This is a genomic window from Micromonospora sp. NPDC000668, from assembly GCF_042897975.1.
Classification (GTDB): domain Bacteria; phylum Actinomycetota; class Actinomycetes; order Mycobacteriales; family Micromonosporaceae; genus Micromonospora.
The window spans coordinates 1,171,620-1,186,313 of the sequence record NZ_JBIAYP010000001.1 but is presented as its reverse complement, the minus strand read 5'-3'; the positions used below and the strand labels follow the sequence as shown (position 1 = coordinate 1,186,313).

Genomic DNA, 14,694 nt, shown 5'->3' with positions numbered 1-14,694 from the left:
CCAGCAGGTCAGATGCGCGAGCATGCGATCCACCCTACGCGCCCGCCGCCGGGCCCGGAACCCGATGGCGCGTCCCGGTGGCGCCCGGCCCGACCGACGTTCCGGCACGGTCGACAGCGGGTAACTTGACCGGCGATGAACATTCTCGCGCTCGATCTGGGCACCTCCTCGGTACGCGGGCTGGTGCTGGACGGGGACACCCAACCGATGCCCGGCGCCCTGGCCCGGCGGAAGGTCAACCTCGCCATCGGCGACAACGGCACCGGCACGCTCTCCGGTCCCGACTATCTCGCCTCCCTGATCGAGTGCCTCGACGAGCTGGCCGCCGCGGGGCACCTGCACGACGTCGATCTGGTCGCGGTCTCGGCGCAGTGGCACTCGGTGCTCCCGCTGGACCGCGACGGCACCCCGCTGGGTCCGGTGCTCACCTGGCTGGACACCCGGCCGACGCCGCGCGACGGTGCGCCCGGCCCAGCCGACCCGGACGACTTCCACCAGCGCACCGGCTGCTGGTGGCACCGCAACTACTGGACGGTGCGGCTGCCCTGGCTGCGCGAGCAGTCCGGCAGCCCGATCGCCCGGTTCGTCGGCCTGCCCGAGTACGTGCTGGGAGAGCTGCTCGTAGGGGCACCCATGTCGGTGTCCCAGGCCTCCGGGACCGGCCTGCTGGACCTGGGCAGCCTGCGCTGGGACGACGAGGCGCTGACGCTGGCCGGGGCGCGACCGCAGGAGCTGCCGCCCCTGGGCGAGCTGGAATGGCATGGCCGGCTACGGGCCGACCGCGCCCGCCGCTGGCCGCAGCTGGCCGAGGCCCGGTGGTCGCCGCCGGTGGGCGACGGCGGGGCCTCGAACGTCGGCTCGGGCTGCGTGGACCCGAGCCGGGCCGCGGTGACCGTCGGAACCTCCGCGGCCGTACGGCTGATGCAGCGGATCCCGGCCGGCGAGCCGTTGCCCCGGTTGCCCGAACGGCTCTGGCGCTACCGGGTCGACCACGACCACGTGGTGACCGGCGCGGCGTACTCCAGTGGCGGCAACCTGTTCGCCTGGGCCGACCGGGAGTTGCGGTTGCCCCAGGGCGCTGAACTGGACGCGGCGCTGGCGCTGGTGCCGGCGGGCGGTGGCCGGCCGGCCGACCCCCGCTTCGGCGGCGACCGGGCGCCCGGGCTGGCCCCGGCGGGCACGGGCGAGCTGCGTGGGCTCAGCTTCGGCACCACGGCGGTGGACATCCTGGCCGGGCTGATGCAGGGCCTGTGCGAGCTGGTCGCCCACGACCTCGCGGAGCTGGAGTCCACGATCGACCGACCGGTCGAGGTGGTGCTGGGCGGTGGCGCGGTGGCCGCGTCGGTGTGGTGGCGGCAGTCGTTCGCGACGGCGCTCGCGCCGCGACCGGTGTCGCACCAACGCAATCCGGAGATCGGTGCCACCGGCGCCGCGTTGGTGGCGCTGGGCCGTTACGGTGACGCGGTGGAGCTCGCCGACATCGGCCGGACGGACGAGCTGGTCTTACCGACCACGACACCACCTCCGCACCCGCAGTATCCTTCCTGAACCGCCGCCACGTTCGGACCGTTGACAGCGCTCCCGAGCCTGGTTGGATGGACTGCGCTCCCCGGACCGCGGTGGACGCGGCAGGACGGAGGAGGCAGGGTGGCGGCAGGTTCCGACCCGGGGAACGGCGCGGTGTCGAACCATCGCCGGCGTCGCTTCGATGTCCGGGTTGTTCCCCACCGGCGCCGCTCGCCGTTCCGGCTGCGCGACTGGCGGATGAGCACCAAGCTGGCCACCGTTCTGGTGGTGCCGTCGGTGGCGTTCCTGGTGCTCGCCGGCGTGCAGACCAGCGCGCTGGTGGGGCGGACCACGGCGTTGAACGACTTCGCCCGTCAGGTGGGCATCGGCCGGCAGATCACCGCGGTGGTGCACCAGCTCCAGCAGGAGCGGGACCGCTCCGCGGGGGAGCTGGGGGAGCTGCGCCGCGGTGGCGACCGGGAGACCTCGGCTGCGGCCCTGAAGCCTCTGCAGTCGGCCACCGACCGGGCCATTGTGGACCTCCGGCGGGCGGCCGAGCCGCTGGCCGACGCCGACGCCTCCTGGCGGGTCGCCTTCTCCGAGGTGCTGGAGGCGTACGACCAGGTGGTGGACATCCGGCCGGCGATCCCGCCGGCGGTGCTCAGCAACGACACCATCCTGAGCAACTACCACCGGGCCGTCGACGTGCTGCTCGACCTGCTCGCGGAGCCGACGCCGGGTCAGGAGCGGCCGGCGTTGAGCGACGCGGTGCTGCGCTACGTCCAGCTGGCCCGGGTCAAGGAGCTCTCCTCGCGGGTTCGGGCCCAGCTCTACGCCGCCGCGCGCGCCGGCCGGTACGGCACCGAGGACCGGGTGCTGCTCACCGACCTGCGCGCCCAGCAACTGACCGCGCTCGGCGCGTTCCGGGTGGCCGCCACCAGCGACCAGATCCGCCGGTACGACGAGAGCTCGGTGGATCCGCTGTTCCTGGTCGCCACCCGGTTGGAGGAGCGCAGCCTGCCGGCCGGTGACGCACCGCCCGAGGTGCTGCCCTCCGAGCAGTGGTGGGCGGCCAGCCAGCAACGCCAGGAGCTGCTGCGGCAGGTCGAGGCGGGGGTGCTGGACGACGCCGTGCGACAGGCCGACGACGCCAGCACCGGCCAGCTGCGCGCCACCCTGCTGGTGGTCGGCGGGATCGTCGCGGTGCTGCTGGTCGCCCTGCTGATCTCGCTGCTCGTCGGGCGGTCGGTCGCCCGGTCGATGCGGCTGCTGCGCAGCCAGGCGCTGCGGATCGCGCAGATCGAGCTGCCGGACGCGCTGGACCGGCTGCGGACCGTCACCGGCGGGGTGCCCGGCATCGAGGTCCCGCCGGCGGTGGTCCGCTCGCTCGACGAGATCGGCGAGCTGGCCGAGGCGTTCGTCGCGGTGCACCGCAGCGCGGTCACCGTCGCCGTCGAGCAGGCGCTGATGCGCCGCAACGTCAACGCGATGTTCGTCAACCTGGCCCGGCGCAGTCAGGTGCTGGTGGAGCGCCAACTGGAGCTGCTGGACGATCTGGAACGCGAGGAGAGCGACCCGGACCAGCTGGAGAACCTGTTCAAGCTCGACCACCTGGCCGCCCGGATGCGCCGCAACGACGAGAGCCTGCTGGTGCTGGCCGGCACTGAGTCCACCCGCCGGTGGAACCGGCCGGTGGGCCTCGGCGCGGTGCTGCTGGCCGCCGCCGCCGAGATCGAGCAGTACCAGCGTGTCCGCCTCGAGTCGGTGGGCAACGTGCACGTGGTCGGGCACGCCGTCGGTGAGCTCGTGCACATGCTGGCCGAGTTGCTGGAGAACGCCACCGCCTTCTCCCGGCCGGACACGGTCGTGGTGGTGACCGCCCGGGTCGAGGCCGCGTCCGCGCTGATCGAGATCGCCGACCGTGGCCTGGGCATGAGCCCGACTGCGTTGGCTGAGGCGAACGTGGTGCTGGCCAGCCCGCCGGCTGCGGACGTCGCGGCGGTCGAGCGGATGGGTCTGTTCGTGGTCAGCCACCTGGCCGCCCGGCTCGGTGTGCGGGTGCGGTTGGACGGCGGCGAGGATGGTCTCGTCGCCCGGCTCGTGCTGCCTGCCGCGTTGCTGGCCCCGGCGGGGGCGGTGGAGTTGGATCCGCCGGCGCCAGCCCGGATGTTGGCCACGAGCGCGGCTCGGGGCATGGGTGCGCAGCGGGTGCCCGGGGCCACCCGGGCGGCGGGCGTGCCAGGGCCGGCCGTGGCGCCACTGGATCTGCCCGTGGCAGGCCGCCCGCCGGGGATCGCCGTGCCCCGCCAGGGGTCGGTCCGGGCCGGGGACGTGCTCGCCCCGGCGCGGTCGGGTAACGGCGGCGGCTGGTGGTCCCCGGAGGGTCCGGTCGGGCCGGCGGGGCCGGGGCCGGTCGTGCCGCCGGCCATCCCGGTGACCGCCGGTACGAACGAGCGGGGCCTGCCGATGCGGGTACCGATGGCACAGCTCTCCGCGGTCACCCGCCCGGCCCGGCCGGAATCGGCGCCGGCGCGCGACGATCTGGACCCGGAGGCGGTCGGTGGCATGCTTTCCCGGCTCTACAGCGGGGTACGGCGTGCTGAGGCCGAGGACACCACCGAGATACCCGTGCCACCCTTCGGGGGGCACGACGAAGGGGGACGACGACAGTGACGACGTTGAGCCAGGAGGCACGGGACCTGAGCTGGCTGGTGAGCGCGTTCGCGGAGCGGGTGCCGGGTGTGGCGCACGCCGTGGTGGTCTCCTCCGACGGGCTGCTGGTGGCGCTCTCCGACAACCTGCCCCGGGACCACGCGGACAAGCTCGCCGCGGTGACCTCCGGCCTGATGAGCATCACCGCGGGCGCGGCCCAGATGTTCGACAATGACGTCGTCAAGCAGACGGTGGTCGAGATGGGCCGGGGCTACTTTCTGGTGATGCAGGTGCGGGACGGGTCGATCCTGGCCACGCTGGCCGCCGGGGACGCGGACATCGGCGTGGTGGGCTACGAGATGGCCCGGCTGGCCAAGCAGGCGGGGGAGATGCTCACCCCGGCGCTGCGGGCGGAGTTGCAGCAGGCGCTGCCTCGCTGATGGTCCGGCCGTGCCCCGGACGGTCACCGGCTCAACGGAGCCGAGCCGTCCGGGCCCGGCCGTCCGGGCGGCCCGTTCAGAGGCCGCCGTCGGCGATGACCGACCGGTACCAGTGGGCGCTGCGCTTGAGCACCCGCCGCTGGGTCGGGTAGTCCACGTAGACCAGTCCCCACCGCTGGTCGTACCCCTCGGCCCATTCGAAGTTGTCCAGCAGCGACCAGACGTGGAAGCTCTCCAGCGGCACACCGTCGGCGATGGCCCGGTGGGCGGCGGCTAGGTGGTTGCGCAGGAAGCTGATCCGGCCGGGGTCGTCGATGGTGCCGTCCGCGGCCAGGGCGTCCGGGGTGGGCAGCCCGTTTTCGGTTACGGTGAGCGGGATCGGGCCGTAGTCGCGGGTGACCCGGGTCAGGATGTCGTACATCCCGTCGGGGTAGATCTGCTGCCACTCGGCCTCGGAGGTCGGCCAGCGCTGCTCGGTGCGGCCGTCGGCGGTGACGTAGATCGGCGTGTAGTACTGCACCGCCAGCAGGTCGACCGGCGAGGAGATGACCGCCAGGTCGCCGTCGCGGATGCCGCGGACCATCCGGCTCTGTGGGCCGAGGTCGGCCAGCACGTCCTCCGGGTAGCTGCCCTTGAGCAGGGAGTCGAGGTAGAGGCGGTTCTCGTAGCCGTCGTAGAGGCGGGTGGCCGTGGCCGCCTCCGGCGAGTCGTCGGCGGGGTAGCAGGGGTGCAGGTTGAGTGCCGGGCCGATCCGGCCGGTGCCGCCGGCGGCGCGCAGCGCGCGGACCGCGAGCCCGTGGGCGAGCTGCAGGTGGTGGGCGACCAGGTAGGCGGCGTCCGGGTCCTGCCGGCCGGGAGCGTGGTGGCCGCTGAGGTAGCCGTTCTGCACCACGGTCTTGGGCTCGTTGATGGTGAGCCAGGCCGGCACCCGGTCGCCGAGGGCGCGGAACACCGCGTCGGCGTAGTCGGCGAAGCGGTGGGCGGTGTCCCGCGATTCCCAGCCGCCGGCGTCCTGCAGGGCCTGCGGCAGGTCCCAGTGGAACAGGGTGGCCATCGGCGCGATGTCGCGCTCGTGCAGGCCGTCGAGGAGGCGGCGGTAGAAGTCGAGCCCGCGCTGGTTGGGCGCGCCGGTGCCGTCGGGCTGGATCCGTGGCCAGGAGATAGAGAAGCGGTAGCTGCGTAGCCCGAGGTCGCGCATCAGGTCGAGGTCCTCGGCGTACCGGTGATAGTGGTCGGCGGCGACGTCGCCGGTGTCGCCGTTGCGGGTGCGCCCGGGGGTGCGGCTGAAGGTGTCCCAGATCGACTCACCGCGGCCGTCCTCCTTTGCGGCGCCCTCGATCTGGTACGCGGAGGTGGCCGCGCCCCAGCCGAAGTCGCGGGGAAAGAGCAGCGGGCCGGCGGGCCCGGTAGGTATCGACATGATTCTCCTCGTGGATACGGGGCCACCGCCGAGATTCGGGAGCGCTCCCATGATAGGTCAGGGGCGGCGAGCCCGGTCAGCCGGCCGTCGTGTCGGCCGGTAGTGGCGGGTTGAGGGCGATGCGGGCCCCGGACAGCGAGCGAGGCCGACCGGGCGGCGCGGCGCGCCTGTCCCGTCGGCCTCTTTTCCCATCGTGTACGGGGGTTTAGTGTGGGGACGGGGGAGGGCAACCCCCGTCCCCACCGTAACTGCACACACGGGCGGAATTTGGGTCCTGCCGTGCGTGTCGCGCGGGAGCCGGGCCACGCGAGTGGCTCTGGTTCCACCTCCCTCCGTGTGGCGGGACGATGGCTGACGACGGCGTCCGGGCTGGCCCGTCGTCGGCCCTCGGGCTGGTTCACCGGGCCCGTCAGAGACGGTCCCGGTGATCTTCTAGTTGGAACCTTGTCGATGGAAGCGCTCCCATCGACGATGCTGCGACTGTAACGCCCGTCACGCCTTTGTGAAAGACCCAAAACGAGATCGAAACAAGGCTCTGAATCGGCCTGCCGCGCGCTTGTTGTGGGAGCGCTTCCATGGCAGACTGTCGATTCAACGCGACAGGAGCCAGATCGCGTGGCGCGGGTCCGCCGAGGGCAGCCGGTAGCACCACTTCCGGTCACGGACACCCGACCGCAGCCGGCGGGACCCCCTTCCCGCGCGGGCCGCAACCGCCGATCCCCGGCCGGGCCCGGGGCGACCACCTTCCCGGCGCCTCGAATCCCCCGCGCACCACCACCTTCGCGGGCAGGCGCCCCGCCGGGGACCAACCCCGGCCTGGTCCGAGGAGACACCGCGCTCATGAGACATCTGGCACGACGCCGTCGAGTGGCGATCATCGCCGCCGCCGCGCTCGCCGTCGGCGGGGTGACCCTGCCTGCCGGCGCCGCGCAGGCCGCACCGGCCTGCGACGTGGTCTACGCGACCAACGACTGGAGCACCGGCTTCAGCGCCAACGTGACGATCAAGAACCTCGGTGACCCGGTCACCGGCTGGACGCTGACGTTCGCCTTCCCCGGCAACCAGCGGGTCACCCAGGGCTGGTCGGCACGATGGAGTCAGACCGGCAACCAGGTCACCGCCACCAACGAGTCGTGGAACGGCAACCTCGGTACCGGCGCCACCGCCAACATCGGCTTCAACGGCTCCTACACCGGCACCAACGCCAAACCCACCTCGTTCGCTGTCAACGGGGTCACCTGCGGCGGCGCCGCACAGCAGCCGCCGACCGTCGGGCTCACCGTGCCGGCCGGCCCGTTCGAGGCCCCGGCCGACGTGCCGCTGACCGCCACCGCCACCGACCCGGACGGCACCATCAGCAAGGTCGAGTTCTACCGCAACGGCCTGCTCGTCAACACCGACACCACCGCCCCGTACGGCTACACCCTCGAAGACCTGCCGGCGGGCGCCTACACCGTGCAGGCCAAGGCGTACGACAACGCCAACCTCAGCGCCACCGCCGAGAAGTCCTTCACCGTGGCCGCGGCCTCCGGGCCGACGCTGATCGCCACCCCGTCCGCGGTCACCGTCGCCGAGGGCGGCAGCTCCACGGTCAACCTCAAGCTCAGTGCCGCCCCGACCGCCACCGTGCCGGTCAGCCTGACCCGCACCGGCGACGCCGACATCACCGTCACGCCCGCCACGGTCAACCTCACCCCGAGCAACTGGAACACCGGGGCCACGGTCACCGTCGCCGCGGCCGAGGACGCCGACACCGCCGGTGGCACCGTCACCGTCACCGCCTCGGCGACCGGCTACGCGCCCCTCGCCATCACCGCCACCGAGGCGGACAACGACACCCCCGGCGGCGACAACACGTACGTCACCCGCTTCCTCGACCAGTACGGCAAGATCAAGAACTCGGGCTACTTCAGCCCTGAGGGGGTGCCGTACCACTCGGTGGAGACGCTGATCGTCGAGGCGCCCGACCACGGGCACGAGACCACGTCGGAGGCGTTCAGCTTCTGGCTCTGGCTGGAGGCCCAGTACGGCCGCGTCACGCAGAACTGGGCACCGTTCAACAACGCCTGGACGGTGATGGAAAAATATATAATTCCGAATCATTCAGACCAGCCCACCGCTGGCGCAGCCGGGACGCCGCAGTATGCCGCCGAGCATGACCTGCCCAGCCAGTACCCCTCGCAGTTGGAACCGTCGGTGTCGGTCGGTCAGGACCCGCTGCGCGGCGAACTCCAGTCCACCTACGGCACCGGTGACATCTACGGCATGCACTGGCTGATCGACGTGGACAACACGTACGGCTTCGGCCGCTGCGGCGACAAGACCACCCGCCCGGCGTACATCAACACGTTCCAGCGGGGCACCCAGGAGTCGGTCTGGGAGACCGTTCCCCAGCCGTCCTGCGACACGTTCACCGCCGGCGGCCAGTACGGCTACCTGGATCTGTTCATCAAGGAGTCGGCGGCCCCGGCCAAGCAGTGGAAGTACACCAACGCCCCGGACGCCGACGCCCGCGCCGTGCAGGCGGCGTACTGGGCACTGACCTGGGCCAAGGCGCAGGGCAAGCAGGCCGACGTCGCGGCCACCGTGGCGAAGGCGGCCAAGATGGGCGACTACCTGCGGTACGCCATGTTCGACAAGTACTTCAAGAAGATCGGCAACTGCGTCGGGGCGAGTGCCTGCGCGGCCGGCAGCGGCAAGGACTCGGCGCACTACCTGATGTCCTGGTACTACGCCTGGGGCGGAGCGTACGAGACCAACCAGAACTGGTCCTGGCGAATCGGCTCGAGCCACAACCACTTCGGCTACCAGAACCCGTTCGCGGCCTGGGCGCTCACCAACACCCCGGAGCTCAAGCCGCAGTCGCCGACCGCGGCCGCCGACTGGACCAAGAGCTTCGAGCGGCAGTTGGAGTTCTACACCTGGCTGCAGTCCGCGGAGGGTGGCATCGCCGGCGGCGCGACCAACAGCTGGGGCGGCAACTACGGCCAGCCCCCGGCCGGCACCAGCACCTTCTACGGCATGTACTACGACGTCGACCCGGTCTACAACGACCCGCCGTCCAACCAGTGGTTCGGCATGCAGGCCTGGTCCATGCAGCGGATCGCCGAGCTGTACCTGCAGACCGGCAACACCAAGGCCAAGGCGCTGCTCGACAAGTGGGTGCCCTGGGCGATCGCCAACACCACCGTTGGCGCCAACTGGTCGATCCCGTCGGACATGAGGTGGACGGGCCAGCCGACCACCTGGAACCCGGCCAGCCCGCAGCCCAACACCAACCTGCACGTCGAGGTCACCGTCAAGGGCCAGGACGTCGGCGTCGCCGCCGCCTACGCCCGGACCCTGATCGCGTACGCGGCCAAGTCGGGCAACGTGGCGGCCAAGGACACCGCCAAGGGTTTGCTCGACGCGCTCCACGGCGCCAGCGACGCCAAGGGTGTCTCCACCACCGAGAAGCGCGGCGACTACCGGCGCTTCGACGACACCTACGACGCGGCCAGCGGGCAGGGCCTCTACGTCCCGCCGGGCTGGACCGGGACGATGCCCAACGGTGACGCCATCGCCGCCGGCAAGAGCTTCGTCGACATCCGGTCGTTCTACAAGAACGACCCGGACTGGCCCAAAGTGCAGGCGTACCTGAACGGTGGTGCGGAACCCAGCTTCAACTACCACCGCTTCTGGGCCCAGGCCGACGTCGCCATGGCGTACGCCGACTACGGCAACCTGTTCCCGAACGGCTGACCGCGCCCCCGGGGTGGGTGGCGTGCCCGCCCATCCCGGGGGTCCGGCCGGGTCCGGGGGAACGACGGGACCCGGCCGGCGAGTGGCCTGACTCCCACGGTCAGGCCGGGGTGGGCCGGCCATCCGGCCAACGCAGCGGATCGGCCGGCCCGCCCCACCGCCCGGACTGGAGTGTGCCGCGAAAAAGCCCAGAAATTCGGGCCGTCACGGGATCACGCCGGAGACCGCGACGGAGTAACGTACGTCACCGGAGAGGCCGCTCCCCCCGTGGCGGCCTCTCCACTTTTTACCCACCAGCGCCCCTGCCGGGTCCGCTCAGACGGACGGCGCGGCAGACTCCCCGGTGACCGGGTGACGCAACCCCGGGTGCCCGGCCGGCAGGGACCGGCGCAGCACCACCCAGCTCAGCGCCAGCGCCGACGCGACCAGCGGCCAGGTCAGCGCGACCCGGGCCACCACCAACGCGAGCACCTGTCCACTCAGGAACAGCGGCACGAACACCGCCAACCGCAGCAGGTAGGTTGCCGTCCACACCCAACTGGCCCGGCCGTACCCGCGCAGCAGCGCCGGGTCGCGCCGCCACCGCGCCCGCTGGCCCAACACGGCACCGACCAGCACCCCGAGCAGCGGCCACCGCACCACGATGCTGACCGTCCAGGCCAGCGCGCTGGCGGCGTTGGAGAGCACCTGGATCAGAAAGAAGTTCTCGGCCCGGCCGGTACGCACCGCGATCAACGCCGCGACGCAGACGGCGAGCAACCCGATCAGCACCGAGCGCGGCCGGTCACCCCGACGCAGCCGTACGCCGGCCACCACGGCGCCGACGGCCACCGCCGCGCCGACCCCTGCTCCCAGCGACTCGCCGCCGAGCAGCCAGCCCGCCGCGAACGCCAGCGGCGGAAGGGTGGCATCGATGGCGCCGCGCCGGCCGCCCAGCAGGTCCGCCAACGACTCGGCCCGAGCCGGCCCGTCAGGGTCCGCGTCGACCCCAGTCCGCCTGTCCGCGTCGGGCGCGGCCTGGCCGGCGTCCCGTTCCGGTGTGCCGCCCACCGCCACCTCCTCGCCATCCGTCCCAACCTAGCCGCCGGCCGTCGGTGGGCCACCGGCCGGTCGGCCGACACCGGCCGCTACGGTGTGCGAATGCGGGCGACGGCAAGGGGTTGGACGGCGGTCTGGTTGGTCGCGCTGGCCCTTGTCCAGACGGTCGTCTTCGTCGCCGTCTGGCGGGTGGCCGTGCACACCGAGATCGGCCAGTGGATCGACACCGTCGCGCTGACCGGCAACCGGATCGGCCAGGATCGCATCGACGGCCCGGTGGACAAGCTCCTCAACGCGATGTCGGTGGTCTCCCTGCTGGCCGCCACCGCGATGATCGGGTTCATCGCCCTCATCCGGGGGCGGATCGCCCTGGCCATCACCGCCACCCTGCTGATCGCCGGGGCGAACGTCTCCACCCAACTGCTCAAGTACGGGCTGAGCCGGCCGGACTACGGCCTCGACCCGGAACGTGCGGCGGTGGGAAACAGCCTGCCCAGCGGCCACACCACGGTGGCCGCGTCGGTGGCGGTCGCGCTGGTGCTCGTGCTGCCGCCCAAGGTGCGGGCCGTTGGTGCCTTCCTCGCTGCCGGCTACGCCGCCGTCGCCGGGGTGGCCACCCTCTCCGCTGGCTGGCACCGACCCAGCGACGCGGTCGCCGCATACCTGGTGGTGGGCGTCTGGGCGGCGCTGGCCGGGCTGCTCCTGCTGATCACCCAGCGGGAGCAGGCCGAGGTCGCCCACGGTGACGCGCACCGACTCGCCGCGCTGCTGCTCGGGGCGGCCGGTGCGATCGCCCTGATCGCCTGCGGGCTGGCCCTGTCCTGGCTCGTCGACCTGCGCGGCACCGGCCCGGACGAGCTGGCCCGCCGGCCGCTCTTCGCCGGGTACGCCGGCAGCGCCGCCGGCATCGCCGGCACGATGGCCGTGGTGATGGCGTTGGTGCTCACCGTCGTGCACCGGCTGGTGCCCCGGGTCAAGGGCTGAGCGGACGAGTGGATCCGGTCCGAGCGGCGTTCCGCGCCGAGTGCGCACGGCTCACCGAAATCCTGGCCGAGCTGGACGACGCCGACCTCGACCGGGTGACCGACTGCCCGCCGTGGACGGTTCGAGAGTTGATCGCGCACGTGCGTACCGGCGCCGGCCGGCTGACCGACATGCTCGCCGCGCCGGCCCCGCCGAGCGCCGAGGTGGACGCCGCCGGCTACTTCGGCGCGGCGAAGTTCACCCCCGAGGTGGACGCCGGTCGGATCTCCGGCGGCCGGCGGGACGCGCGGCAGGTGGACCGGGCGGCGCTGTCGACCGAGTTCGACCGGGCCTGGCGGGCCGCCGACGCGGCGGTCGCCACGGCCCCGTCCGGGCGGGTGGTCCGGACCCGGCACGGCGACGCGATGCGCGTCACCGAGTTTCTGCGGACCCGGGTGCTCGAGGTGGGCGTGCACGGCCTGGACCTGGCCGCCGCGCTGGACCGGCCACCGTGGCTCACCCCGCAGGCGGCGACGGTCATCGCCGACCTGCTCACCGGCGGGCGACCGGTGCCGGCCGAGTTGCGCTGGGATCGACTGACCCTGATCCGCAAGACCACCGGGCGGGCGGCGTTGACCGGCCCGGAACGGGCCGCGATCGACGCCGCCAGCTTCCGCTGGCTCGCCTTCGGCCGCTGACCCCGGTCAGCTGGCCGAGCGGGGCGCGGGCACGTGCGGGGCGACGCCGCGCAGGTGCGTCAGCACCACCGGGTCGATCCGCCCCGGCACCAGCCGCTCCTCCAGGTTCTCCAAACCGGCCCAGGAGATCAGTGCCGCCTCCGGCCCGTCGTCGGCCACCGGGTGGCCCAGCGCGCTGAGCAGCGCCGCCACCTCGTTGGCGACGGCGCCGCTGAGGTCGAGCAGGGTGGCCGGGTCGGGTCGGCTGAACAGCAGGGTGTGCACGGCGAGCAGCCGGCCCAGCTCGGCGACCGGGTCGGGGTGGTCGTCGACCCGTAGGTCGACCAGCACGTCGCTGCGGCCGCCGTACCCGCCGCCTCGCTCGACCACCAGCAGGCCGGCGCTCTGCCGGCCCCGCCGGTCGCCACCGGCCTCGTCGCCGGCGCGCAGCGCGGCGACCAGCCGCTCGGCGAACGGCAGTGCGGACCCGGACAGCCACGCGTCACCCAGCGCGTCGACGACCTCCGGGCCGGTGAGCACGTTGCCCTGCGCGGCCCAACCGTCGCCGGTCCGCCCGCCGGCCCACGGGTGGCAGGCCGGCCCGGTCCAGCTGGCGCCCGGACCGCTGGTGCCCACCACGCCGAGTTGGCGGTGCTCCCGCTCGGGGTCGGCGGCGATCAGGCCGGCCACCACGTCGGCGGCGGCCACGCCGGTGCGCAGCAGAGTCAGCCCCTGCGGACCGTAGGCGAGGTTGACGTGCGCCTGGGTGGCCAGCGCGCCGACCTCGGCCGCCGCGGCCGGCACCAGCGCCCCGGCGGCGAGGAACTTGCTGGCCACGACGACGCCGTGCAGGCGGTCGTCGGCGGAGCGTGCGACGAGGGAGAAGGTCACCCGCCGAGACTAACCTGCCGCGCCGGCATCACATTGCCCTCCGCGGATGGCTCAGAACGGCGTCGCGGCGGCCTCCGGTGGGGCGCCGTGCGCCCGGCGGGCGTCGCTGACCGCAACGGCGGCCAGCACCAGCGCCCCGCCGGCGGTGGCGACCAGACCGGGCAGGAACAGCAGCGGCACCGCCCCTGCCGCCAGCACCAGGATGGCGATCCACCGGGACGGGGAGACGCGCCCGAACACCTCGTACTCGAAGCGGGCCCGGCCGGCCAGGAACAGCGCCGGCCCACCGAGCACCATGGCCAGCCACGGCCCGGGGATCTGGTCCAGCGGATGCTCGATGATCAGCTCGTAGCCGACCGCGGTGGCGGCCAGGCCGATCACCATCAGCAGGTGGGTGTCCGCCGCGGACCGGCCGATGCTGGCCGGGTGCCGGGCCTGCGCGACGGCCTCGCCCAGGATCTGCCCGGCGCGCTGGATGTAGATCCGCCACAGCAGGATCGACGTGGCCAGCGCCAGCGCGAACGCCCACGCGTGCGAAGCCTGGTACGGCCCCTTGCTGTACGCGAAGCCGGCCACCAGGATCGTCTCGCCCAGCGCGACCAGGAAGAACTGCTGATAGCGCTCGGCCAGGTGTTCCCCGGCGATGTCCCACTTCGAGACCGTCGACCGGCCCAGCCCGGGCACCGGCCAGCCAACCCGGGCGGCCAGGTACTCGACGAGCAGCGCCACCGTCCAGAGCATCACCTTCCCGTTGGTGGGCAGCATCGCCCCACCGATCCAGAACACTCCGCTGACCGAGAACACCACCACCATCCGCACCTTCAGCCGGCGGTGCGGATTCGGTCCCAGCGAGATCGCCAGGATCAGCGGCCGGGAGACCTGCGCGACCACGTACGCCACCGCGAACATCATCCCGGTCTGACTGAACGCCCGGGGGATCGCCACCCCCATCACCAGGCTGCACACCAGCGCGATCATCACCACGGTCTGCAGAGGCACCCGGTACGGGTCGTAGCGGCTGGTCGTCCACGCGGTGCCCTGCCAGACCGCATAGAGGGCGAGCAGCAATAGCAGCGTCTTGCCGCCCCCGGTGACCGCCCCCCAGCCTTGCACCCGATCCAGATCGTGGCTCAGATCCTCGAACGCGCGAGTGGAGATCCGGGTGAGCGCGAAGACGAAGACCAAGTCGAAGAAGAGCTCCAGGAAGGTCGCCCGGTTGGGGGCGGCCGCCGCGGGTAACGGCTCCAGGCGTCCCACTCCCCTGGAATCCACGGTCAGCGGCCTGCGCCGTCGGTCCGGTCCACCTGGCAGTCGTAGCACCAGGCGACAGCCCTTGCGGCCCGATACCGGCAAATCCGCCCGGTTC

Annotated in this window: 10 protein-coding genes; 6 read left to right on the top strand and 4 right to left on the bottom strand. The window is 72.8% G+C overall.

The genetic code is table 11. The features are described from left to right. Window positions 1-135 precede the first annotated feature (135 nt). From ACFY29_RS05550 to ACFY29_RS05540, 3 genes are all read left to right on the top strand, one after another. The gene (locus tag ACFY29_RS05550) at window positions 136-1,548 is read left to right on the top strand and encodes an FGGY family carbohydrate kinase (RefSeq protein WP_386983672.1); all 1,413 of its coding nucleotides are present in this window, start codon (window positions 136-138) and stop codon (window positions 1,546-1,548) included. A 99-nt stretch (window positions 1,549-1,647) separates the two neighbouring features. Next, window positions 1,648-4,179 carry a nitrate- and nitrite sensing domain-containing protein gene (locus tag ACFY29_RS05545; protein ID WP_386983670.1) on the top strand — a complete coding sequence of 844 codons (2,532 nt, stop codon included), beginning with the start codon at window positions 1,648-1,650 and terminating at the stop codon, window positions 4,177-4,179. Window positions 4,180-4,184: 5 nt separating this feature from the next. After that, window positions 4,185-4,598 carry a roadblock/LC7 domain-containing protein gene (locus ACFY29_RS05540; RefSeq protein ID WP_328418611.1) on the top strand — a complete coding sequence of 138 codons (414 nt, stop codon included), beginning with the start codon at window positions 4,185-4,187 and terminating at the stop codon, window positions 4,596-4,598. A 76-nt stretch (window positions 4,599-4,674) separates the two neighbouring features. On the opposite strand, the gene ACFY29_RS05535 is transcribed toward ACFY29_RS05540, so the two are convergent. Next, window positions 4,675-6,018, bottom strand: a complete 1,344-nt coding sequence (locus tag ACFY29_RS05535; protein WP_386983668.1) for a GH1 family beta-glucosidase — start codon at window positions 6,016-6,018, stop codon at window positions 4,675-4,677. An 840-nt stretch (window positions 6,019-6,858) separates the two neighbouring features. Between ACFY29_RS05535 and ACFY29_RS05530 the strand changes: the two genes are divergently transcribed. Then, complete coding sequence (locus ACFY29_RS05530; protein ID WP_386983666.1) at window positions 6,859-9,759, top strand: glycoside hydrolase family 48 protein; 2,901 nt, start codon at window positions 6,859-6,861, stop codon at window positions 9,757-9,759. 315 nt (window positions 9,760-10,074) lie between these two features. On the opposite strand, the gene ACFY29_RS05525 is transcribed toward ACFY29_RS05530, so the two are convergent. After that, window positions 10,075-10,707, bottom strand: a complete 633-nt coding sequence (locus ACFY29_RS05525; RefSeq protein WP_386984644.1) for a DUF3159 domain-containing protein — start codon at window positions 10,705-10,707, stop codon at window positions 10,075-10,077. Between the two features lie 186 nt (window positions 10,708-10,893). Here ACFY29_RS05525 and ACFY29_RS05520 point away from each other — a divergent pair, with 186 nt between their 5' ends. Together ACFY29_RS05520 and ACFY29_RS05515 are read left to right on the top strand one after the other, a co-directional pair. Then, window positions 10,894-11,781, top strand: coding sequence for a phosphatase PAP2 family protein (locus ACFY29_RS05520; protein ID WP_386983664.1), 888 nt, complete (start codon window positions 10,894-10,896; stop codon window positions 11,779-11,781). 8 nt (window positions 11,782-11,789) lie between these two features. Beyond that, a complete protein-coding gene (locus ACFY29_RS05515) occupies window positions 11,790-12,458 on the top strand; it encodes a maleylpyruvate isomerase N-terminal domain-containing protein (protein ID WP_386983662.1) in 669 nt (222 codons plus the stop codon). A gap of 6 nt (window positions 12,459-12,464) precedes the next feature. Here the strand turns inward: ACFY29_RS05515 and ACFY29_RS05510 are convergent, their stop codons facing one another. Together ACFY29_RS05510 and ACFY29_RS05505 are read right to left on the bottom strand one after the other, a co-directional pair. Then, complete coding sequence (locus tag ACFY29_RS05510; RefSeq protein ID WP_386983660.1) at window positions 12,465-13,328, bottom strand: DUF1028 domain-containing protein; 864 nt, start codon at window positions 13,326-13,328, stop codon at window positions 12,465-12,467. A gap of 51 nt (window positions 13,329-13,379) precedes the next feature. Next, entirely contained in the window at window positions 13,380-14,585 is a 1,206-nt protein-coding gene (locus ACFY29_RS05505; RefSeq protein WP_386983658.1) for a low temperature requirement protein A, read from the bottom strand. Window positions 14,586-14,694: the final 109 nt, after the last annotated feature.

Bases quoted from the DNA above. Each gene is read 5' to 3' on its own strand.
- ACFY29_RS05550 (WP_386983672.1), top strand. From the start codon at position 136: ATGAACATTCTCGCGCTCGATCTGGGCACCTCCTCGGTACGCGGGCTG.
- ACFY29_RS05535 (WP_386983668.1), bottom strand. From the start codon at position 6,018: ATGTCGATACCTACCGGGCCCGCCGGCCCGCTGCTCTTTCCCCGCGAC.
- ACFY29_RS05530 (WP_386983666.1), top strand. From the start codon at position 6,859: ATGAGACATCTGGCACGACGCCGTCGAGTGGCGATCATCGCCGCCGCC.